The sequence below is a fragment of the Peribacillus muralis genome, from assembly GCF_001645685.2.
Taxonomy (GTDB): domain Bacteria; phylum Bacillota; class Bacilli; order Bacillales; family DSM-1321; genus Peribacillus; species Peribacillus muralis_A.
This window is the reverse complement of the sequence record NZ_CP017080.1, coordinates 98,107-119,836: the sequence shown is the minus strand read 5'-3', so window position 1 is coordinate 119,836 and position 21,730 is coordinate 98,107. Positions and strand designations below refer to the sequence as shown.

General features: G+C 42.0%; 22 protein-coding genes and 1 other annotated feature. All 22 genes read right to left on the bottom strand.

Annotated features, from left to right (window positions below; all coding sequences use genetic code 11):
* Nucleotides 1–12: 12 nt before the first annotated feature.
* Nucleotides 13–843 (bottom strand): 50S ribosomal protein L2, encoded by an 831-nt coding sequence (gene rplB / locus ABE28_RS00600; protein WP_057915218.1) that lies wholly within the window; start codon nucleotides 841–843, stop codon nucleotides 13–15.
* A gap of 26 nt (nucleotides 844–869) precedes the next feature.
* Nucleotides 870–1,154 (bottom strand): 50S ribosomal protein L23, encoded by a 285-nt coding sequence (rplW, locus tag ABE28_RS00595; protein ID WP_057915217.1) that lies wholly within the window; start codon nucleotides 1,152–1,154, stop codon nucleotides 870–872.
* A complete protein-coding gene (rplD, locus tag ABE28_RS00590) occupies nucleotides 1,154–1,777 on the bottom strand; it encodes a 50S ribosomal protein L4 (protein ID WP_064462541.1) in 624 nt (207 codons plus the stop codon). The genes rplW and rplD overlap by 1 nt, the downstream gene beginning before the upstream one ends.
* A gap of 25 nt (nucleotides 1,778–1,802) precedes the next feature.
* A complete protein-coding gene (rplC, locus tag ABE28_RS00585) occupies nucleotides 1,803–2,432 on the bottom strand; it encodes a 50S ribosomal protein L3 (RefSeq protein ID WP_064462540.1) in 630 nt (209 codons plus the stop codon).
* Nucleotides 2,433–2,472: 40 nt separating this feature from the next.
* The gene (gene rpsJ / locus ABE28_RS00580; RefSeq protein WP_019244375.1) at nucleotides 2,473–2,781 is read right to left on the bottom strand and encodes a 30S ribosomal protein S10; all 309 of its coding nucleotides are present in this window, start codon (nucleotides 2,779–2,781) and stop codon (nucleotides 2,473–2,475) included.
* Nucleotides 2,782–3,198: 417 nt separating this feature from the next.
* Entirely contained in the window at nucleotides 3,199–4,386 is a 1,188-nt protein-coding gene (gene tuf, locus ABE28_RS00575; RefSeq protein ID WP_064462539.1) for an elongation factor Tu, read from the bottom strand.
* Nucleotides 4,387–4,507: 121 nt separating this feature from the next.
* Nucleotides 4,508–6,586, bottom strand: a complete 2,079-nt coding sequence (gene fusA, locus ABE28_RS00570) for an elongation factor G (protein ID WP_064462538.1) — start codon at nucleotides 6,584–6,586, stop codon at nucleotides 4,508–4,510.
* Nucleotides 6,587–6,630: 44 nt separating this feature from the next.
* Complete coding sequence (gene rpsG, locus ABE28_RS00565; protein ID WP_048677878.1) at nucleotides 6,631–7,101, bottom strand: 30S ribosomal protein S7; 471 nt, start codon at nucleotides 7,099–7,101, stop codon at nucleotides 6,631–6,633.
* 42 nt (nucleotides 7,102–7,143) lie between these two features.
* Nucleotides 7,144–7,566, bottom strand: coding sequence for a 30S ribosomal protein S12 (gene rpsL / locus ABE28_RS00560; RefSeq protein WP_034305038.1), 423 nt, complete (start codon nucleotides 7,564–7,566; stop codon nucleotides 7,144–7,146).
* Between the two features lie 104 nt (nucleotides 7,567–7,670).
* Entirely contained in the window at nucleotides 7,671–7,919 is a 249-nt protein-coding gene (locus ABE28_RS00555; protein WP_064462537.1) for a 50S ribosomal protein L7ae-like protein, read from the bottom strand.
* Between the two features lie 295 nt (nucleotides 7,920–8,214).
* Nucleotides 8,215–11,814 (bottom strand): DNA-directed RNA polymerase subunit beta', encoded by a 3,600-nt coding sequence (rpoC, locus tag ABE28_RS00550; protein WP_064462536.1) that lies wholly within the window; start codon nucleotides 11,812–11,814, stop codon nucleotides 8,215–8,217.
* A 182-nt stretch (nucleotides 11,815–11,996) separates the two neighbouring features.
* A complete protein-coding gene (rpoB, locus tag ABE28_RS00545; RefSeq protein ID WP_064462535.1) occupies nucleotides 11,997–15,566 on the bottom strand; it encodes a DNA-directed RNA polymerase subunit beta in 3,570 nt (1,189 codons plus the stop codon).
* Between the two features lie 238 nt (nucleotides 15,567–15,804).
* On the bottom strand, nucleotides 15,805–16,410 hold the full coding sequence (locus ABE28_RS00540; RefSeq protein WP_064462563.1) for a class I SAM-dependent methyltransferase: 606 nt from the start codon (nucleotides 16,408–16,410) through the stop codon (nucleotides 15,805–15,807).
* 159 nt (nucleotides 16,411–16,569) lie between these two features.
* The gene (rplL, locus tag ABE28_RS00535) at nucleotides 16,570–16,929 is read right to left on the bottom strand and encodes a 50S ribosomal protein L7/L12 (RefSeq protein ID WP_064462534.1); all 360 of its coding nucleotides are present in this window, start codon (nucleotides 16,927–16,929) and stop codon (nucleotides 16,570–16,572) included.
* A 63-nt stretch (nucleotides 16,930–16,992) separates the two neighbouring features.
* Entirely contained in the window at nucleotides 16,993–17,493 is a 501-nt protein-coding gene (gene rplJ, locus ABE28_RS00530) for a 50S ribosomal protein L10 (RefSeq protein ID WP_061141096.1), read from the bottom strand.
* Nucleotides 17,494–17,532: 39 nt separating this feature from the next.
* Nucleotides 17,533–17,685 (bottom strand) — a sequence feature (ribosomal protein L10 leader region).
* A gap of 45 nt (nucleotides 17,686–17,730) precedes the next feature.
* Nucleotides 17,731–18,426, bottom strand: coding sequence for a 50S ribosomal protein L1 (rplA, locus tag ABE28_RS00525; RefSeq protein WP_061141095.1), 696 nt, complete (start codon nucleotides 18,424–18,426; stop codon nucleotides 17,731–17,733).
* 104 nt (nucleotides 18,427–18,530) lie between these two features.
* Nucleotides 18,531–18,956, bottom strand: a complete 426-nt coding sequence (rplK, locus tag ABE28_RS00520) for a 50S ribosomal protein L11 (RefSeq protein WP_057915206.1) — start codon at nucleotides 18,954–18,956, stop codon at nucleotides 18,531–18,533.
* Between the two features lie 174 nt (nucleotides 18,957–19,130).
* Complete coding sequence (gene nusG, locus ABE28_RS00515; RefSeq protein WP_061141093.1) at nucleotides 19,131–19,664, bottom strand: transcription termination/antitermination protein NusG; 534 nt, start codon at nucleotides 19,662–19,664, stop codon at nucleotides 19,131–19,133.
* Nucleotides 19,665–19,913: 249 nt separating this feature from the next.
* On the bottom strand, nucleotides 19,914–20,096 hold the full coding sequence (secE, locus tag ABE28_RS00510) for a preprotein translocase subunit SecE (RefSeq protein WP_064462533.1): 183 nt from the start codon (nucleotides 20,094–20,096) through the stop codon (nucleotides 19,914–19,916).
* Nucleotides 20,097–20,148: 52 nt separating this feature from the next.
* The gene (gene rpmG, locus ABE28_RS00505; protein ID WP_057915203.1) at nucleotides 20,149–20,298 is read right to left on the bottom strand and encodes a 50S ribosomal protein L33; all 150 of its coding nucleotides are present in this window, start codon (nucleotides 20,296–20,298) and stop codon (nucleotides 20,149–20,151) included.
* Between the two features lie 202 nt (nucleotides 20,299–20,500).
* Complete coding sequence (sigH, locus tag ABE28_RS00500; RefSeq protein WP_152983803.1) at nucleotides 20,501–21,133, bottom strand: RNA polymerase sporulation sigma factor SigH; 633 nt, start codon at nucleotides 21,131–21,133, stop codon at nucleotides 20,501–20,503.
* A gap of 85 nt (nucleotides 21,134–21,218) precedes the next feature.
* On the bottom strand, nucleotides 21,219–21,728 hold the full coding sequence (locus tag ABE28_RS00495; RefSeq protein ID WP_064462532.1) for an NYN domain-containing protein: 510 nt from the start codon (nucleotides 21,726–21,728) through the stop codon (nucleotides 21,219–21,221).
* Between the last annotated feature and the right edge of the window lie 2 nt (nucleotides 21,729–21,730).

Below are 21,730 nucleotides of genomic sequence, written 5' to 3'. Positions count from 1 at the left end.
AGGTCAATCCCGTTATTTTTTACGACGACGTACGATAAATTTATCGGATTTGTTTTTCTTTTTACGCGTTTTGAATCCAAGAGTCGGTTTGCCCCATGGAGACATTGGTGATTTACGTCCGATTGGTGCTTTACCTTCACCACCACCATGCGGGTGATCGTTCGGGTTCATTACTGATCCACGAACTGTTGGGCGTTTACCTAACCAACGGTTACGGCCAGCTTTACCAATGTTGATAAGTTCATGTTGTTCGTTACCAACTTGACCGATGGAAGCACGGCAAGTAGCAAGAATCATACGAACCTCACCTGAGTTTAAACGTACAAGTACATAACGGCCTTCTTTACCAAGTACTTGTGCAGATGTACCTGCTGAACGGACCAATTGTCCACCCTTACCTGGTTTAAGCTCGATGTTATGGATTACTGTACCAACTGGGATGTTAATAAGAGGAAGAGCGTTACCCACTTTAATGTCAGCTTCTGGACCTGACATGATTTCCAAACCTACTTCTAGGTTTTTCGGAGCTAGGATATAACGTTTTTCTCCATCAACGTAATTAATTAATGCAATGTTTGCAGAACGATTTGGATCGTACTCAATAGTAGCAACGCGTCCAGGTATACCATCTTTATTCCGTTTGAAATCGATGATACGGTATTGACGCTTGTGGCCGCCACCTTGATGACGAACTGTTAACTTACCTTGGTTATTACGGCCGCCTTTGCTGTGTAAAGGAGCAAGTAATGATTTTTCCGGTTTGTCTGTAGTGATCTCAGCAAAATCGGAAGTTGTCATATTACGTCGACCGTTAGAGGTAGGTTTATACTTCTTAATCGCCATTTGTATTTCCCTCCTTCTCTAATGAATTAAGCCTCGAATAGCTCGATTTCTTTGCTGTCAGCAGTCAATTTAACAATTGCTTTACGGCGCTTGTTAGTATAGCCTGCATGTTTGCCCATGCGTTTGAATTTACCTTTGTAGTTCATGATGTTAACTTTCTCAACTTTAACGCCGAAAATTTCTTGAACAGCATCTTTAACTTGAGTTTTGTTAGCTCTAACATCAACTTCAAATGTATATTTTTTTTCAGCCATTACGTCTGAAGAGCGTTCAGTGATTACGGGGCGCTTAATGATATCGCGTGCATCCATTATGCAAGCACCTCCTCTACTTTTTCGACAGCTGATTTAGTCAAGATCAATTTGTTGTGTGAAACAACATCAAGAACATTAAGACCAACAGCTTCCACTACAGTAACACCAGGGATGTTACGTGCAGAAAGAGCAACTTTCTCATCTAAACCGTCAGTAACGATCAACGTTTTAGTATCAACGGAAAGGTTTTTAAGTACAGCTACAAATTCTTTTGTTTTTGGAGCTTCGAAAGACAAGCTTTCAAGTACCAAAATGTTCTCTTCCAATGCCTTTGCAGACAATGCAGATTTAATAGCTAAACGACGAACCTTTTTAGGAAGCTTGTAAGAGTATGATCTTGGAGTTGGTCCAAAGACGATACCACCGCCACGCCATTGTGGAGAACGGATAGAACCTTGACGCGCGCGTCCAGTTCCTTTTTGTTTCCAAGGCTTGCGTCCACCGCCTGCAACTTCAGAACGGTTTTTAACTTTGTGAGTTCCTTGACGTAAGGAAGCTCGTTGCATGATGATTGCTTCAAATAATACATGATTGTTAGGTTCGATACCAAAGATGGCTTCATTTAGCTCGATGTCGCCAACTTGTGAACCTGTTTGGTTGAACAATGTAACTTTTGGCATTCTATTGCTCCTCCTTTCTCGGAAATTACTTTGCTTTAACAGCAGTTTTAACTTTGATCAACGCTTTTCTAGCACCTGGTACATTACCTTTGATCAATAGTAGGTTACGTTCAACATCAACCTTAACGATAGCTAAGTTTTGAACAGTAATTTGTTCCCCACCCATACGTCCTGGTAATAGTTTACCTTTGAATACGCGGTTTGGAGCTACAGGACCCATTGAACCTGGGCGACGGTGGTAACGAGAACCATGAGACATCGGTCCGCGAGATTGTCCATGACGCTTGATAGAGCCTTGGAAACCTTTACCCTTTGAAACTCCTGATACATCTACTAAATCGCCTTCAGCGAAAATACTTACATTGACTTCTTGACCGATCTCATATTCAGTAAGATCCGTTCCGCGGAATTCGCGAATGAAGCGCTTAGGAGTAGTATTTGCTTTTTCAACATGTCCCTTTTCAGGTTTGTTAGAAAGCTTTTCACGTTTGTTTTCAAAACCGACTTGAACTGCTTCATAGCCATCAGTTTCAACAGTTTTCTTTTGAAGAACCACGTTATTAGCAGCTTCGATAACTGTTACCGGGATAAGTTCACCGTTTTCAGCAAAAACTTGAGTCATACCGATTTTTCTTCCTAAGATTCCTTTGGTCATAAGTCACACCTCCTAGAGTAATTGTTCATATTTATATGAATTATAATTTGATTTCAATGTCAACGCCTGATGGTAAATCTAAACGCATCAATGAATCAACTGTTTGTGGAGTTGGGTTAACGATGTCGATTAGACGTTTATGCGTACGCATTTCGAATTGTTCACGAGAATCTTTGTATTTATGAACCGCACGTAGGATCGTATATACCGATCTTTCAGTAGGTAATGGAATTGGACCAGATACAGCCGCACCAGAACGTTTTGCAGTTTCAACAATTTTCTCAGCAGATTGATCAAGGATTCTGTGATCATATGCTTTTAAACGGATACGAATCTTTTGTTTTGCCATAATTTTCCCTCCTTTTCGCCTATTTTAAAATAGACCTTCTCAATGGAAATTTCCCACACACTCGCCATGGCAAAGCGGCCGGGTGTGTCAGCAACCTTCCATATCATCGCAGTCAAAGACCAACATTGTCTATTATACATAAAGCACAAGTAGAAAGCAAGTATTACTTAGACTTTTCTTGTGCAACACACTTTTATTATTATACATACTATCTCAAGTATTTACAAGTACATTCTTCAAGGTCTTCCCCATCCATTTTCTTCAAATGGTATCAGCAAGACTTTTCAGCGGATTGCCACGGATTTTTTACTGATAATATAGAAGGAAGTATCCGCAGCAAAACAAAAAAAAGAGCAGATGGCGTCCCATCTGCTCTTTTTCGGAAGGCGTCCCTTCCAATATTCGTTTTTGTATCAATTACTCAGTGATTGTAGCAACTACACCAGCGCCTACAGTACGTCCACCCTCACGGATAGAGAATTTAGTACCTTCTTCGATAGCGATTGGAGCGATAAGTTCTACAGTCATTTCGATGTTGTCTCCAGGCATAACCATTTCTACGCCTTCAGGAAGGTTACAAATACCAGTTACATCGGTTGTACGGAAGTAGAACTGAGGACGGTAGTTTGTGAAGAATGGAGTGTGACGTCCACCTTCTTCTTTAGAAAGAACATAAACTTCAGCTTTGAACTTAGTGTGCGGAGTGATTGTACCTGGTTTAGCAAGCACTTGTCCACGTTGGATATCTTCACGGGATACACCACGAAGAAGTGCACCGATGTTGTCACCAGCTTCAGCATAGTCAAGAAGTTTACGGAACATTTCAACTCCAGTTACAGTTGTTGGTTTAGACTCTTCGTTGAAACCGATGATGTCAACAACGTCACCGACTTTAACTTGTCCACGCTCAACACGACCAGTAGCAACAGTTCCACGACCAGTGATTGAGAATACATCCTCAACTGGCATCATGAATGGTTTTTCAGTGTCACGAGTTGGTTCTGGGATGTACTCGTCAACAGCGTTCATCAATTCATGAATTTTTTCTTCCCAAGCAGCGTCTCCTTGAAGAGCTTTTAGTGCAGAACCTTTGATAACTGGAATGTCATCGCCAGGGAAATCGTATTCAGTTAGAAGATCACGGATTTCCATTTCTACTAATTCAAGAAGTTCCTCGTCATCAACCATGTCGCATTTGTTCATGAATACTACTAGGTATGGTACACCTACTTGACGTGAAAGAAGGATGTGCTCACGCGTTTGAGGCATCGGGCCATCAGCAGCAGATACTACTAGGATTCCGCCGTCCATTTGTGCAGCACCAGTGATCATGTTTTTAACATAGTCAGCATGTCCTGGGCAGTCAACGTGTGCATAGTGACGAGTAGCTGTTTCGTACTCAACGTGTGCAGTAGAGATTGTGATACCACGTTCTCTTTCTTCTGGAGCACCATCGATTTGGTCATAAGCGCGTGCTTCAGCGCCACCAGATTTAGCAAGTACAGTTGTGATTGCAGCTGTTAGAGTTGTTTTACCATGGTCAACGTGACCAATTGTTCCAACGTTAACGTGCGGTTTTGAACGATCAAATTTAGCTTTTCCCATTAGGAATTCCTCCTTAAAATTATAAATAAAAGATTAAGTATATAAGGGCTGTGAAAGAAGACTTATTCTTCCATCACAGCTTACATAAGATAGTTATACTTTAATAAGAGATGAAAATCAATTATTCACCTTTATTTTTTTTGATGATTTCTTCAGAAATGCTCTTAGGTACTTCTTCATAATGATCGAAGTGCATAGAGAATGTTCCGCGTCCTTGTGTGTTAGAACGTAAAGATGTTGCATAACCGAACATTTCGGATAGCGGAACCATCGCTTTAACCATTTGTGTGTTACCGCGGGCTTCCATACCTTCTACACGGCCACGGCGAGATGTGATATCTCCCATGATGTCGCCTAGGTAATCTTCAGGAATTACAACTTCCACTTTCATGATTGGTTCAAGGATAACCGGTTTACATTTTGAAGCAGCATTTTTAAGAGCCATTGATGCAGCAATTTTAAATGCCATTTCATTGGAGTCAACGTCATGGTAAGATCCGTCGAATAATTTTGCTTTGATGTCAACTAGCGGGTAACCAGCAAGTACACCACGGTCAAGTGAATCAACTAATCCAGCTTGAACTGCAGGGATGTATTCACGCGGCACTACACCACCGACGATAGCATTTTCAAATTCGAAGCCTTTACCTTCTTCGTTTGGACCAAATTCGATCCATACGTGTCCGAATTGTCCACGTCCACCAGATTGACGAACGAATTTACCTTCGACTTTAGCTGAACCACGGAAAGTTTCACGGTATGCTACTTGAGGAGCACCAACGTTTGCTTCCACTTTGAATTCACGACGCATACGGTCGACAAGGATGTCCAAGTGAAGCTCACCCATACCAGCGATAATCGTTTGACCCGTTTCTTGGTCAGTATGCGCACGGAATGTAGGATCTTCATCTTGTAGCTTTTGTAAAGCTTGACCCATTTTGTCTTGGTCTGCTTTTGATTTCGGTTCAACTGAAAGTGAGATAACTGGCTCTGGGAATACCATGGATTCAAGAATTACTTGGTTCTTGTCGTCACATAGTGTATCACCAGTAGTCGTATCTTTCAAACCAACAGCAGCAGCGATATCCCCTGCGTATACAGTAGAAATTTCTTCACGGCTGTTTGCGTGCATTTGAAGAATACGTCCAATACGTTCACGTTTACCTTTTGTTGAGTTGATTACATATGATCCTGATTCCAATGTACCTGAGTACACGCGGAAGAATGTAAGTTTACCAACGTAAGGGTCAGTCATAACTTTAAACGCTAGTGCAGAGAACGGTTCAGAATCATCTGAATGACGTTCCACTTCATCTTCTGAATCCGGTAGTGTACCTTTGATAGCCGGTACATCCAATGGAGATGGAAGGAAGTCGATAACGTTGTCAAGCATTAATTGAACACCTTTGTTTTTGAAAGCAGATCCACAGATAACTGGGAAGAATTCGACATTAACGGTAGCCGTACGGATGGCTGCTTTTAATTCAGCAATGCTGATTTCTTCGCCGCCAAGGTATTTTTCCATTAAGTCTTCGTTCACTTCAGCTACTGCTTCAATTAGCTTTTCACGGTACTCTTCAGCCAATTCACGATGTTCTTCAGGAATTTCACCAACAGTGATATCAGTTCCTAGGTCATTACCATAGAAATGAGTTTTCATTTCGATAAGGTCGATGATTGCAGAGAATTGATCTTCAGCACCGATAGGTAACTGAACCGGGTGAGCATTAGCTTGTAGACGATCGTGGATTGTTCCAACTGAATAAAGGAAATCCGCACCGATTTTGTCCATTTTGTTTACGAATACGACACGTGGTACACCGTAAGTTGTAGCTTGGCGCCAAACCGTTTCAGTTTGAGGCTCAACACCTGATTGGGCATCAAGTACAGCTACAGCTCCATCAAGTACACGCAATGAACGTTCAACTTCAACCGTGAAGTCTACGTGTCCAGGCGTATCGATGATGTTTACTCGGTGACCTTTCCACTGTGCAGTTGTTGCAGCGGAAGTGATCGTGATTCCGCGTTCTTGTTCCTGTTCCATCCAGTCCATTTGTGAAGCACCTTCGTGCGTTTCACCAATTTTATGGATTTTACCAGTGTAATAAAGAACACGCTCTGTTGTTGTCGTTTTACCAGCATCGATGTGAGCCATGATACCGATATTACGAGTGTTTGCTAAGGAGAACTCTCTTACCATTTGTCTTTCTCCTTCCTTCTATAAGGATTTTATAGTAATAGATTTTACCAGCGATAATGAGCGAATGCTTTATTAGCTTCAGCCATTTTGTGTGTATCTTCACGTTTCTTAACTGCTGCTCCAGTATTGTTTGCAGCATCCATGATTTCGTAAGCTAAGCGCTCTTCCATCGTTTTTTCTCCACGAAGGCGAGAGTAGTTCACTAACCAACGAAGTCCTAGAGTCGATTTGCGGTCTGGACGCACCTCAACTGGTACTTGGTAGTTAGCTCCACCCACACGGCGTGCTTTTACTTCTAATACAGGCATGATGTTTTTTAGTGCTTGATCGAAAACTTCGATCGGCTCATTGCCAGTACGTTCTTTGATTAAATCGAATGCAGAGTAAAGAATTTTTTGTGATTTACCTCTTTGTCCATCAACCATTAATTTGTTGATTAAGCGAGTCACAAGTTTTGAATTATAAATCGGATCTGGTAATACGTCTCTTTTCGTTACAGGTCCTTTACGAGGCATTATATTTCCTCCTTTCAAGAAAGTTTAATTTTTGTTTTGAAATTATTTTTTAGCTGCTTTCGGACGCTTAGTACCGTATTTAGAACGGCCTTGCATACGATTGTTAACTCCAGCAGTATCAAGAGCACCACGTACGATATGGTAACGTACCCCTGGTAAATCCTTTACACGACCGCCACGGATAAGAACCACGCTGTGTTCTTGTAGGTTGTGACCGATACCTGGGATATAAGCTGTTACCTCGATACCGTTTGTTAAACGTACACGCGCATATTTACGTAACGCGGAGTTCGGTTTCTTCGGTGTCATTGTACCCACACGAGTGCAAACACCACGTTTTTGCGGAGATGATACGTTAGTTTGTGCTTTTTTAAAGCTGTTGTAGCCTTTGTTAAGTGCTGGAGATTTTGAATTAACCTCTTTAGACTCGCGTCCTTTACGCACTAATTGATTAATAGTAGGCATTACATTTTTCCTCCCTTCACGTTTTCATTTCTAGTACCACACATCCAGGTGGTTCATAAATGGGTAAAAACAAAGTCTTTGCAAATATTATTGCAAAAACATTTTTACTTTTTAATGGCAACAGTTGCTGCTCCGACATCAATACCACATGCTTTTCCAAGCATTTTCATCGAATCAACATATGTGATAGGAACATCCAATTCTTTAGCGGTCTCAATGACACGCCCAGTCAAGTATATATCTGCATCATCAGCGATGATAACTTCTTGAATTAAATTGTTTTTAAGAGCTCTAACTGCTTGTTTCGTTCCTATAATCACTGACTTTGCCTGTATTACTTTTTCATAAGACATGGTCCATATCCTCCAAAGTTACAGGGTAACATAGGAGCACCTTTGCTATAGTATCATTATAAGTCGGATACTGTCAACTTCTTTCAAAAAATAATTATAAGCAAAAGGTTTTCCATACATATTTCTATAAAGATTTGCATACTGCTTTAGCGAAATACCCTAGTCTTAATCTCTAATGGGCACTCAGGTACCAAATTTAATTAAGAGAAACCAGCTCAATGATGCCTGATCTCCTGCTCCATGGAATTGAGGGAGCACTGTTATCAGTTTCATTATTGAGCTGGTCCGTTATTCCTTAGTCCACAGACACTGTTTCGGTGCTTTCATCACCAACAACGACAGGGTTCGCTTTTCTGTAGCGAAGCATACCCGTACCTGCTGGAACTAGTTTACCGATGATGACATTTTCTTTAAGACCAAGCAACTCGTCACGTTTTCCTTTGATTGCTGCATCAGTCAAGACTCTTGTTGTTTCTTGGAATGATGCGGCAGACAAGAATGAATCCGTTTCTAGAGATGCTTTAGTGATACCCAATAACACAGGGCGTCCAGTAGCAGGCAATTTGCTAGTCAACAATGCATCTGTATTGGCAGTCGTGAATTGGTTTACGTCCAATAATGTTCCTGGAAGCACTTCCGTTTCACCTGCATCAAGCACACGGACTTTACGCATCATTTGTCTAACCATTACCTCGATATGTTTATCGCCGATTTCAACCCCCTGCATCCGGTATACTTTCTGCACTTCATGCAACAGGTATTCCTGAACAGTAAGTACATCGGTAACTTTCAGCAATTCTTTCGGGTCGATGGATCCCTCTGTCAGTTCTTCACCGCGGCGGACAGGAGTATCAACAGTAACTCTTAGGCGCGCTGTGTACGGTGCAGTATATGTGCGGGACTCCACTGCTCCTTGAACAACGATTTCCTGTTGTTTATCCCTGATTTCATTAATAGAAACGACCGTACCTTCGATCTCGGAAATGACAGCTTGACCTTTAGGGTTCCTTGCCTCAAATATCTCTTGGATACGAGGAAGACCTTGTGTGATATCGTCTCCTGCAACCCCACCAGTATGGAATGTACGCATCGTTAACTGTGTACCAGGTTCTCCAATTGATTGGGCCGCAATGATACCGACAGCTTCGCCCACTTCAACTTCTTGGCCGGTAGCCAAGTTGCGTCCGTAACATTTTTTACATACACCATGACTCGTGTTACATGTAAAGGCAGAGCGAATCCACGCTGTTTCAATTTTTAGAGATTCAATATAGTTAGCAAGATCTTCAGTGATAAGGTCGTTTTCAGCTACGATCACTTCATTCGTTTCAGGATGTCTGATCGCTTTTCTTGCATAACGGCCGACTAGGCGTTCTTCAAGATGCTCGATTATTTCTGTACCTTCTCTCAAGGCTGAAATTTTCAAGCCGCGGTCCGTACCACAATCGTCATCACGGATGATGACATCTTGGGCAACGTCAACAAGTCGACGAGTAAGGTAACCGGAATCGGCTGTTTTAAGTGCTGTATCGGCAAGACCTTTACGCGCACCATGTGTAGAGATGAAGTACTCCAACACCGTTAAACCTTCACGGAAACTTGATTTGATCGGTAATTCGATGATCCGTCCAGCCGGGTTGGCCATCAATCCGCGCATACCCGCAAGCTGCGTGAAGTTAGATGCGTTACCACGGGCACCGGAGTCACTCATCATGAAGATCGGGTTGCGGCGGTCCAATGAGTCCATAAGCTTGGACTGAATGGTATCCTTTGCAGCACTCCAGATCGAAATGACGCGATCATAACGCTCATCTTCCGTGATTAAGCCACGTCTGAATTGTTTTAAGACGTTATCCACTTTAGTTTGAGCTTCGGTGATGATTTCTTGTTTTTCTTTTAAAACGACGATATCAGCCACACCTACGGTAATACCGGCTTTTGTCGAATATTTGAATCCAAGATCCTTCATCCTGTCAAGCATTTTGGATGTTTCGGTAATCTTGAAGCGTTTAAAGACTTCCGCAATGATATTTCCAAGAATTTTTTTCTTGAATGGATCGATTGCCGGTTGAGCCGCAATCAGTTCCGGGATATTAGCGCCTTTTTCCACGAAATATTTTTCCGGAGTTTTCGTTTCCAGGTTATAACGTGTTGGTTCGTTAATATACGGGAATGATTTTGGTAAAATTTCATTGAAAATCAATTTACCGACAGTCGTGATAAGCAACTGGCCGTTTTGCTCTTCAGTGAATGTTTCATTATTAAGGGACGATGCATGTACGGCACAACGTGAATGCAGATGCACATACCCGTTTTGGTAAGCAAGCAACGCTTCGCTTGTATCTTTGAAGATCATACCCTCGCCAATCGCGCCTTCTCTTTCCAATGTCAAGTAATAGTTACCTAAAACCATATCTTGGGAAGGTGTAACGACTGGTTTACCATCTTTAGGGTTCAAGATGTTCTGTGCAGCCAGCATGAGCATACGTGCCTCAGCTTGCGCTTCAGATGAAAGCGGAACGTGAACTGCCATTTGGTCACCGTCAAAGTCAGCGTTGTAGGCTGTACAAACGAGCGGGTGCAAGCGAATGGCGCGACCTTCGACCAAGGTAGGCTCGAATGCTTGGATTCCAAGTCTATGAAGTGTCGGTGCACGGTTCAATAGTACCGGATGCTCTCTAATCACTTCTTCAAGGACATCCCAGATTTCAGGAGATAAACGTTCGATTTTACGCTTGGCGGATTTAATGTTATGCGCCAGGCCTCTTTGAACAAGCTCCTTCATAACGAAAGGCTTGAATAATTCAATCGCCATTTCCTTAGGAAGACCACATTGATACATCTTTAAGTTTGGTCCGACTACGATAACCGAACGGCCAGAGTAATCAACACGTTTTCCAAGAAGGTTTTGACGGAAGCGCCCTTGTTTACCTTTTAACATGTGAGATAAAGATTTTAATGGACGGTTACCAGGTCCTGTTACCGGACGGCCACGGCGGCCATTATCGATAAGAGCATCGACAGCTTCTTGAAGCATACGCTTCTCGTTTTGAACGATGATGCTTGGTGCTCCAAGGTCAAGCAGTCGTTTCAACCGGTTATTACGGTTGATGACACGACGGTATAGATCATTTAAATCAGATGTAGCGAAACGTCCGCCATCAAGTTGTACCATTGGGCGAAGTTCCGGCGGAATGACCGGCAGCACGTCAAGGATCATCCATGAAGGTTCATTTCCGGAGTTACGGAATGCTTCAAGCACTTCCAATCGTTTGATGGCACGGGTCCTTCGTTGTCCTTGAGCTGTTTTAAGCTCCTCTTTCAACGACTCTACTTCCTTTTCCGTATCTATATCTTGCAAAAGTTTTTTAATAGCTTCCGCACCCATGGCTGCTTGGAACTTCTTACCGTATTTTTCACGGTATGTACGATATTCCTTTTCGGAAAGAAGCTGTTTCTTTTCTAAAGTTGTATCGCCCGTTTCAGTTACTACGTAAGATGCGAAGTAAATAACTTCTTCCAAGGCACGTGGAGACATATCTAGGACAAGTCCCATACGGCTAGGGATTCCTTTGAAATACCAAATATGCGAAACTGGCGCCGCCAGTTCAATATGGCCCATGCGTTCACGACGTACTTTGGCACGAGTGACTTCAACGCCACAACGGTCACAGACTACGCCTTTATAACGAACACGTTTATATTTTCCGCAATGACATTCCCAGTCCTTTTGAGGTCCAAAGATTCTCTCACAGAATAAACCGTCTTTTTCAGGCTTTAACGTACGATAGTTGATTGTTTCCGGCTTCTTCACTTCTCCATGAGACCAAGAACGAATCTTGTCTGGTGAAGCAAGACCGATTTTCATATACTCAAAATTATTAACGTCTAACAAGGGGCCTACCTCCCTTTTAATCTCCGGGTTTAACCCTTGATTGCCGGAATGTATCAGGCAATCCACACCGGATGATGGTTGATTGAATCAATAAGGCTCTAACTTAAGCAGCAAGATCGCGAAAGAAACATCTTGCTGCCAGTCAGAGCGGATCATATATAACTAGATATGTTTATATTTAATTATTCTTTGACAGGTGCCCCTACTTCGGAGGCAACCATATCTTTCGTATCGGCATCAAGGCTTAATTTGTCTGCTTGGTTGGCTTCTTCTTCATCTTCCAAATCGCGCATTTCAATCTCACGGTCTTCGGCATTAAGAATTTTAACATCCAATCCTAAACTTTGAAGCTCCTTGATCAATACTTTGAACGATTCAGGAACGCCAGGTTCAGGGACATTTTCACCTTTGACAATCGCTTCGTATGTTTTAACACGACCCACGACATCATCCGATTTAACGGTAAGGATTTCTTGTAATGTATAAGCAGCACCATATGCTTCAAGTGCCCATACTTCCATCTCACCGAAACGCTGTCCACCGAATTGCGCTTTACCACCAAGTGGCTGCTGCGTAACAAGGGAGTAAGGTCCAGTTGAACGTGCATGAAGTTTATCATCAACCATATGTGCCAGTTTGATCATATACATGACACCAACGGATACACGGTTATCGAATGCTTCACCTGAACGCCCGTCATAAAGGACAGTTTTTGCATCACGGGACATCCCGGCTTCTTCAATCGTACCCCAAACGTCTTCCTCGGTGGCACCATCGAAAACAGGAGATGCTACATGAATGCCAAGTGCGCGTGCAGCCATACCTAAGTGAAGCTCCAACACCTGACCGATGTTCATACGTGAAGGTACACCCAGTGGATTCAACATGATGTCGACTGGAGTGCCGTCTGGTAAATAAGGCATATCTTCCTCAGGAAGGATCCTGGAGATTACCCCTTTGTTACCATGTCGACCCGCCATTTTATCGCCTTCATGGATTTTACGTTTTTGAACGATATATACACGAGCCAGCTGGTTTACACCTGGAGGCAGTTCATCGCCATCTTCTCTGTTAAACACTTTAACATCAAGGACGATTCCGCCGCCACCGTGAGGTACACGAAGTGAGGTATCCCTTACTTCACGTGCTTTTTCACCGAAGATTGCATGTAATAGACGTTCCTCTGCAGTCAGTTCCGTTACACCTTTAGGCGTGACTTTACCTACTAGAAGGTCTCCATCTTTCACTTCAGCACCGACACGGATGATTCCGCGTTCGTCAAGATTGCGAAGCGCATCTTCCCCAACGTTAGGAATATCACGAGTGATTTCTTCAGGCCCTAATTTCGTATCGCGTGATTCAGATTCATATTCTTCAATATGGATAGAAGTATACACATCATCTTTTACTAAACGTTCACTCATGATGATGGCATCTTCATAGTTGTACCCATCCCATGTCATGAAGGCAACCAATACGTTACGTCCAAGTGCCAATTCGCCTTTTTCCATTGACGGACCATCGGCAAGAATCTCACCTTTTACGACATTGTCACCAACACTTACGATTGGGCGTTGATTATAGCACGTTCCTTGGTTGGAACGAATGAATTTTAATAGACGGTATTTATCCAGGTTGCCTTTTACTTGCTGTCCGTCCACTTCGCTTACCCTGCGGACCCATACTTCACGTGATTCAACATGCTCCACGATTCCAGGGTGTTTACAGATGACAGCGGCCCCGGAATCTTTTGCCGAAACGTATTCCATACCCGTTCCAACGCGAGGTGCTTCCGGTTGTAGCAATGGCACTGCTTGACGTTGCATGTTCGCTCCCATAAGGGCACGGTTGGAGTCATCGTTTTCCAAGAAAGGAATACATGCTGTCGCGGCAGAAACGACTTGTTTAGGAGATACATCCATGTAATCTACGCGGTCACGCGGAACAACGGTATTTTCACCGCGGAAACGGGCAACGACATCATTATCAAGGAATGAACCGTCATCGGACAGGCGTACATTCGCTTGGGCAACTACATAGTTATCTTCCTCGTCGGCTGTTAAGTAGTCGATTTGGCTCGTGATTTTACCAGTTTCCGGGTCCACACGACGATATGGCGTTTCGATGAAGCCATATGGGTTTACCTTTGCAAAACTGGATAACGAGTTAATCAAGCCGATATTCGGTCCCTCAGGCGTTTCAATCGGACACATACGGCCATAGTGGGAATAATGAACGTCACGCACTTCAAAACCAGCACGCTCACGTGTCAAACCACCAGGTCCCAATGCAGAAAGACGGCGTTTATGTGTCAATTCAGCCAACGGGTTCGTTTGATCCATGAATTGAGAAAGCTGTGAGCTTCCAAAAAACTCTTTAATGGATGCAATGACAGGACGAATGTTGATTAGTTGCTGCGGAGTGATCGTATTCGTATCTTGAATGGACATCCGTTCACGAACGACACGCTCCATACGAGATAAACCAATTCTAAACTGGTTTTGCAGCAATTCACCAACAGAACGCAGACGACGGTTACCTAAGTGGTCGATGTCATCCGTGATTCCCACACCATGCAATAAGTTAAAGAAATAACTAATGGAAGAAATAATATCTGCCGGAGTAATGTTTTTGACCTTATCAGTCACATAAGCATTCCCAATGATATTGATTACTTTTTCACCTTCTGCGTCATTAGGCGCATATACTTTGATAGGCTGAAGAAGGGTTTCTTCTTCAACTACACCACCCGAAGGATGGAATGTTTTGAATCCGATTCCAGCTTCAATATGAGGCAGGATCCTATCAAGTGTACGGCGGTCAAGCATTGTGCCTTTTTCAACGATGATCTCTCCCGTTTCAGGATCAATCAAGGTCTCTGCAATCCGTTGTCCGAACAGACGGTTCTTGATATGCAGTTTTTTGTTTATTTTATAACGACCAACGTTCGCTAAATCATAACGTTTTGGATCAAAGAAGCGTGAAACCAAAAGGCTTTTCGCGTTTTCGACAGTAGGTGGTTCACCTGGGCGTAAACGCTCATAGATTTCAAGTAATGCTTTTTCTACACTCTCGGTATTATCCTTCTCAAGAGTGTTACGGAGATATTCGTTGTCACCGATTAAATCGATGATTTCCTGATCGGTTCCGAATCCAAGGGCACGCATCAATACTGTAATAGGTAATTTCCTCGTGCGATCGATTCGAACATACACAACATCCTTGGCGTCTGTTTCATACTCGAGCCATGCGCCACGGTTCGGAATAACGGTCGCAGAGAAACCCAACTTACCGTTTTTATCCATTTTACCGTTGTAATATACGCTAGGTGAGCGCACTAATTGGGATACAATGACCCGTTCGGCACCATTGATGACAAATGTACCTGTTTCCGTCATCAATGGGAAATCACCCATAAATACATCTTGGTCTTTAACTTCCCCTGTCTCTTTGTTAACAAGGCGCACTTTCACACGAAGTGGTGCAGAATACGTAACATCGCGTTCTTTTGTTTCTTCCACAGAATACTTCGGCTCAGCTAAGCTGTAATCGATGAATTCTAACGATAAATTACCTGTAAAATCCTCAATAGGAGAAATGTCCTGGAACATTTCCTTTAAACCTACATCCAGAAACCATTGGTAAGAAGCTGTTTGAATTTCAATCAGATTCGGAAGATCCAAAACCTCACTGATTCTTGCATAACTTCTACGTTGGCGGTGTCGTCCATACTGAACAAGTTGACCTGTCAACTGATTCACCCCTTAAATCAAGCGTTATAAGGTTCCATTTGCCCCGGAAAAGGAATATTTTCCATAGACAAAAAGAAAATGGTTTTTATTTTAAAAACCACTATTTCTCATAAAACGAACTATTATTTATATATTTTCCCCATATTATCCATTGGATATACACCAATGGTATAAAAATTGCATAGTTACGGAATTATATATATGCATTTTATAATACTAACATAGCGAAATTTTAGAGTCAAACCTTTTTGGATAATAGTATATAGTAACCTTTTTTCTTCGACGTCACTTCAACATTTCCAAATAATTGCTCCATTTTATCCATGGCGGATGGTGCGCCTTGTTTTTTTTGAATGACCACCCATAATTCCCCACCAGCTACCAGACTGCGATAGCCTTCTTCCAAAATTTCGTGGACTACACTTTTACCTGCGCGAATGGGAGGATTCGTAAGAATTGCAGCAAACTGATCGGAGCCTACTTTGTCAAAACGGTCGCTTTCGTAGATCTTCACATTTGCAATCCCATTAGAAGCGGCATTTTCTTTTGACAATTCAACTGCCCGGCTATTTATATCAATCATTTCTATCGTTCTATCGGGATAGGCCGCCGCAACTGATATTCCGATTGGCCCATACCCACAGCCCACATCAAGAATATTTCCTTCCGCAGCCCCATTAAGGGTAAAGCTCTCTACTAAAAGGCGCGATCCGAAATCCACTTCCTTTTTTGAAAACACACCGTTATCACTTTTGAAGCGAAAAGTACGTCCCTTTAATGTAAAATCCCAAAATTTCGGATTGCTTTCGACATCCGGTTTTCGTGAGTAGTAATGCTCTGTCAGAGTCATCTCCCCCTATCAGAAAGGAATATTGAAGATTTATTGAGAGAAGAGAATTGAAGAATGGATGCTTGCATGATGAAACCTCGTTATCTTTCGTCATTTCTTTAAAATGAAGAAAAAAAGCCCGCCAGTGATAGCGAGCTTTTTGTTTATGCAAGATTACTTAACTTCAACGCCAGCTCCAACTTCTTCAAGTTTAGCTTTGATTTCTTCAGCTTCTTCTTTAGAAGCAGCTTCTTTGATTGCTTTTGGAGTGTTGTCAACAAGTTCTTTTGCTTCTTTAAGTCCAAGGCCTGTTACTTCACGAACAGCTTTGATAACTTTGATTTTTTGATCTCCAGCAGATGTAAGGATTACATCAAACTCAGTTTTTTCTTCAGCAGCAGCACCGCCAGCAGCAGCTACAGCTACAGGTGCAGCAGCAGTTACGCCGAATTCTTCTTCGATTGCTTTTACAAGGTCGTTTAATTCTAAAACAGTCATGTTTTTAACTGCTTCTAAGATTTGATCTTTAGTCATTGTTATTTCCTCCTCGAAATGGTTGGTTTTTTTGTGATTCAATAGGCAGGTTAAGCGATTAGCTTACGCACCTTGTTCTTCTTTTTGTTCTGCCACTGCTTTTGTAGCAAGAGCAAGTCCGCGCATAGGTGCTTGTAGCACGCTGAGTAGCATTGAAAGTAGGCCTTCGCGTGAAGGTAGTTCTGCAAGAGCTTTAATTTCTTCAGCAGTTGCGACGTTTCCTTCGATAACTCCAGCTTTGATTTCTAACGCTTCATGTTTTTTCGCAAAATCGTTAAGGATTTTTGCTGGCGCAATAACATCTTCAGTTGAGAATGCGATTGCGTTTGGTCCTGTCAATGATTCGTTCAAAGCGCTAAGCTCAGCACTTTCAGCTGCACGGCGAGTTAAAGAGTTTTTGTAAACTTTAAACTCAACGCCAGCTTCACGAAGTTGCTTACGAAGTTCTGTTACTTGAGCAACAGTCAATCCACGGTAGTCAACAACTACTGTTGATTGGCTTGCAGTCAATTTCTCAGAAATCTCAGCAACGATCTTTTGCTTTTGTTCAATAATTGCGTTCATCCTTACACCTCCTGTAGATTTGCTTGAAAACATTTATACCGTTTCAAAGAAAAAGCCTTCATCTCTATTGCAGACATGAAGGCAGTAATTTCAAAGGTCATAGTCAAGGACTATTTTTATCGAATTACCTCGGCAGGGAATTAAGCTCGTAAATAGAGCTCCTACTGTCTACGGTACAAATGATATTCATTTATTAACAACAAAACTTATTAAACCATAATAGTTTTGGGATGTCAATTATTTATTGAAAGTAGAAGGATCCACTTTCACACCAGGGCCCATTGTAGTTGTTACAGAAACGTTTTTCATGTAAGTTCCTTTAGCAGCCGCAGGTTTAACTTTAAGCAATGTATCATAGATAGTAGTGAAGTTTTCCACTAGCTTAGCATCTTCGAAAGATACTTTACCGATTGGAGCATGGATATTACCAGCTTTATCTACGCGGTATTCAACTTTACCAGCTTTGATTTCATTGACAGCTTTCGTTACGTCGAATGTTACTGTACCAGTTTTAGGGTTAGGCATTAATCCTTTAGGTCCTAAAACACGTCCAAGTTTACCAACTTCACCCATCATATCAGGAGTCGCAACGATTACATCGAATTCGAACCATCCTTGTTGGATTTTGTTGATGAAGTCAGATTCGCCAACGTAGTCAGCACCAGCCGCTTCCGCTTCTTTTGCTTTTTCGCCTTTAGCGAATACTAACACGCGTTGAGTTTTACCAGTACCATTCGGAAGAACAACCGCTCCACGAATTTGTTGGTCAGCTTTCTTAGGGTCTACGCCCAAACGGAAAGCAACTTCAACAGTCGCATCGAATTTTGCGAAGTTAGCTTTTTTAGCCACTTCAATTGCTTCAGTTACAGCATAAGCCTTAGAAACTTCTACAAGCTTAGCTGCTTCAAGATACTTTTTACCTTTTTTCGCCATGATATAAATCCTCCTAAATTGTGGTTTTAACGGAATGACCTCCCACGAATAAAGGTTGCGAGTATCAATCGCAACCCCGTAGAAACAAATAGCAATTACATGGATCAGTCTTCGATGACAATACCCATGCTGCGAGCAGTACCTTCAACCATACGCATTGCAGATTCAACGTTTGCAGCGTTTAGGTCAGGCATTTTAGTTTCAGCAATCTCGCGCACTTGATCACGCTTGACTGTAGCAACTTTATTACGGTTAGGTTCACCAGAACCAGACTCGATACCTGCTACTTTCTTAAGCAATACTGCAGCCGGTGGAGTTTTTGTAATGAATGTAAATGAACGGTCTTCAAATACCGTAATTTCAACAGGAATAATTAGACCAGCTTGATCTGCTGTACGAGCGTTGAACTCCTTACAGAATCCCATGATGTTTACACCAGCTTGACCTAATGCAGGACCGACTGGCGGTGCCGGATTCGCTTTACCAGCAGGAATTTGCAATTTAACCATTTTAATTACTTTTTTAGCCACGAGACACACCTCCTTATAAGTCCGTGATGTGGTAATAGGGGTATACCCTCCCACTCATCTTGAATTCTTTATATATAAATAAAGAATGCTTGTATCGTTGAGGCCTAAAAATTGAAACATACTGACCTTTGAAATTTTACCACTTTCAAATGGCAATTTCAAGTTTTTTTCCGTTTATAATTTTTCCACTTGATTAAAATCAAGTTCAACCGGTGTATCGCGGCCGAACATATTGACCAGCACCCTTACTTTGCCTTTATCTTTATCAAGTTCTTCTATCGGTCCGGCAAAGGTTGCAAACGGACCTTCTTTAACTTGAACGGTGTCTCCGAGTTCAAAATCAACTTCGAATTTACTTTCATCGACTCCCATCCGTTTAAGAACGACTTCAATTTCTTCCGGAAGTAACGCAGTCGGCTTGGATCCGGCTCCAGATGAACCAACGAAACCTGTTACGCCAGGCGTATTACGGACCACATACCAAGAATCATCGGTCATGATGATTTCCACCAGTACATAACCTGGGAATACTTTCTTTTTGGTCACTTTCTTTTTACCATCTTTAATTTCCGTTTCTTCTTCTTCCGGAACGACTACACGGAAGATCTTATCTTCCATCCCCATCGTTTCAACACGTTTTTCCAGGTTAGCTTTAACCTTGTTTTCATAACCTGAATAGGTGTGAACTACATACCAATTCTTTTCCATGTGTTAGGACTTTAACGTCCTTCCCTCCCTGCAATCAATCGTTTTCTTTATTAAGCTTTATCTTTGAACGTTTTAGCCAAAAAACAAGTTTCGGCGTCATCCCGACTAAACTAGAATATATTGTGGTGATTCATGGTGCAGCAATGGGCGATTTTGACCTTATTAAAAAAGACAAATTAAAAACCCGTTTCCGGGCTTTTCTGCTGACTCATATTATTCTATCACTATTATACCTTATTTTCGAATCTCTTATTCAATAACTAAGCGAATTAATTCGGAAATGCCCATATCGACCACTGTAAAGAATAAAGCCATAAATAATACAGTCGTTACTACGACGATTGTATATTTCGTAAGCTCCTTGCGTTTTGGCCAGCTTACTTTTTGCATTTCGCGAACGACACCGCTGAAAAATTCGGTAAAACGTTTCATGAATGTATCCTCCAAGCATTAGACAGCTTCTGTCAATCTATTTATAGAACATTTATTTCGTTTCTTTATGAATTGTATGTGCATTGCATGTGCTGCAAAATTTCTTGATTTCAAGGCGTTCGCCGCTTGTCGATTGTTTGCTTTCATAACTGTAATTTCTTGAACCGCAATCCGTGCAGGCAAGAACGATTTTTTTTGGCATTAGATACACCTTTCCTATCTACTATATCCATAAAACCTTATCACGGCTGTCTTTTATTGTCAATATCAAAGCGGGATTGACCCAGTTTGGATATCGGGAGGACACCGCTTCGGCTCCTGCCATCGATTTACATAATCTTAGTGAAAAATAAATTTCCAAGTGGAGAAGGGACAGATGAAATTAAGCGGAAAAAGCGGAGGGATTATAAACTGATTTCCCTTACTTCCAAGTAGCGCTCGAGCTTTCTTTTCACCCGCTGAAGGGCGTTGTCGATTGACTTAACGTGCCTGTTCAACTCTTCAGAAATTTCTTGGTAGGTTTGTCCATCCAGGTAAAGAGCCAATACTTTTCTCTCAAGATCACTCAGGAGTTCGGCCATTTTCAATTCGATATCGTCAAACTCTTCTTGGTTGATAATCAGCTCTTCGGGGTCCAGAACTTTCGTACCCGATATAATATCCATAAGAGTTCGGTCCGATTCCTCATCATAAATGGGCTTGTCCAGGGAAACATAGGAATTGAGCGGAATATGTTTTTGACGTGTCGCCGTTTTTATGGCTGTAATGATTTGCCTCGTAATGCATAGTTCTGCAAATGCTTTAAAGGAAGATAACTTATCGCCTTTAAAATCACGGACGGCCTTATACAGTCCGATCATGCCTTCTTGCACGATGTCTTCCTTATCTGCACCAATCAAGAAATAAGTCCTTGCCTTTGCTCTTACAAAATTACGATACTTTTGGATCAAATAATCCAGCGCTTCACTGTCACCAGTGTGAACCAACCCTATCAATTCATCATCATCAAACTGCAGATATTTTTCGTTCAGCTTCATTCCGAATTTGAGACCCACATTATATCCCCCTGACCTGACTCAGATAGAAATATTATACAGCAGGTAAAATTTACCCGTCAATGGTTCAAATCTTCCCGCGGCGCCATTTTTCGAAAATTTCTGCCACTTCTTCACTTAAAGGGATTTTGCCGGACGGTTTTATCGTTGTTGTTTTTTTGACATCTTTTTTGATTTCACCTTGGATTTCTTCCATTTCGATAAGCAGTTCACGAGCTGATTTCCTTAGAGCCCCTTGCCCAAAAATCACCCACTGCTCCGTAAAGTCAGAGGTGGCCACTTGAATCTGCGTCTTGACATTATTCAGCTCGATGGCCATCTTTTCGATTCTCTCATCAGCTGTTTCATTTTCTTTTGTAAAAATTACATCAACTTTATGATTTTTGAAAATACGGGCAATTCCTTGAACATATTGTGCGTCGAATACGACAATTACCCGGGATCCGGTAAATGCCTGATATTCGGCCATCATTTCAATCAACCTATCTCTTGCGGCAGCTAGATCCCGTTCTTTTAATTCTCTCAGTTCCGGCCAGGCTCCAATGATGTTGTAACCGTCCACCAACAGAATATCCATCC

Excerpts from the sequence above, each read along its gene's own strand:
- rplB (WP_057915218.1), bottom strand. The coding sequence starts at position 843 with ATGGCGATTAAGAAGTATAAACCTACCTCTAACGGTCGACGTAATATG.
- rplW (WP_057915217.1), bottom strand. The coding sequence starts at position 1,154 with ATGGATGCACGCGATATCATTAAGCGCCCCGTAATCACTGAACGCTCT.
- rplD (WP_064462541.1), bottom strand. The coding sequence starts at position 1,777 with ATGCCAAAAGTTACATTGTTCAACCAAACAGGTTCACAAGTTGGCGAC.
- rplC (WP_064462540.1), bottom strand. The coding sequence starts at position 2,432 with ATGACCAAAGGAATCTTAGGAAGAAAAATCGGTATGACTCAAGTTTTT.
- rpsJ (WP_019244375.1), bottom strand. The coding sequence starts at position 2,781 with ATGGCAAAACAAAAGATTCGTATCCGTTTAAAAGCATATGATCACAGA.
- tuf (WP_064462539.1), bottom strand. The coding sequence starts at position 4,386 with ATGGGAAAAGCTAAATTTGATCGTTCAAAACCGCACGTTAACGTTGGA.
- fusA (WP_064462538.1), bottom strand. The coding sequence starts at position 6,586 with ATGGTAAGAGAGTTCTCCTTAGCAAACACTCGTAATATCGGTATCATG.
- rpsG (WP_048677878.1), bottom strand. The coding sequence starts at position 7,101 with ATGCCTCGTAAAGGACCTGTAACGAAAAGAGACGTATTACCAGATCCG.
- rpsL (WP_034305038.1), bottom strand. The coding sequence starts at position 7,566 with ATGCCTACTATTAATCAATTAGTGCGTAAAGGACGCGAGTCTAAAGAG.
- ABE28_RS00555 (WP_064462537.1), bottom strand. The coding sequence starts at position 7,919 with ATGTCTTATGAAAAAGTAATACAGGCAAAGTCAGTGATTATAGGAACG.
- rplL (WP_064462534.1), bottom strand. The coding sequence starts at position 16,929 with ATGACTAAAGATCAAATCTTAGAAGCAGTTAAAAACATGACTGTTTTA.
- rplJ (WP_061141096.1), bottom strand. The coding sequence starts at position 17,493 with ATGAACGCAATTATTGAACAAAAGCAAAAGATCGTTGCTGAGATTTCT.
- rplA (WP_061141095.1), bottom strand. The coding sequence starts at position 18,426 with ATGGCGAAAAAAGGTAAAAAGTATCTTGAAGCAGCTAAGCTTGTAGAA.
- nusG (WP_061141093.1), bottom strand. The coding sequence starts at position 19,664 with ATGGAAAAGAATTGGTATGTAGTTCACACCTATTCAGGTTATGAAAAC.
- secE (WP_064462533.1), bottom strand. The coding sequence starts at position 20,096 with ATGAAACGTTTTACCGAATTTTTCAGCGGTGTCGTTCGCGAAATGCAA.
- rpmG (WP_057915203.1), bottom strand. The coding sequence starts at position 20,298 with ATGCCAAAAAAAATCGTTCTTGCCTGCACGGATTGCGGTTCAAGAAAT.
- sigH (WP_152983803.1), bottom strand. The coding sequence starts at position 21,133 with ATGAAGCTGAACGAAAAATATCTGCAGTTTGATGATGATGAATTGATA.
- ABE28_RS00495 (WP_064462532.1), bottom strand. The coding sequence starts at position 21,728 with ATGGATATTCTGTTGGTGGACGGTTACAACATCATTGGAGCCTGGCCG.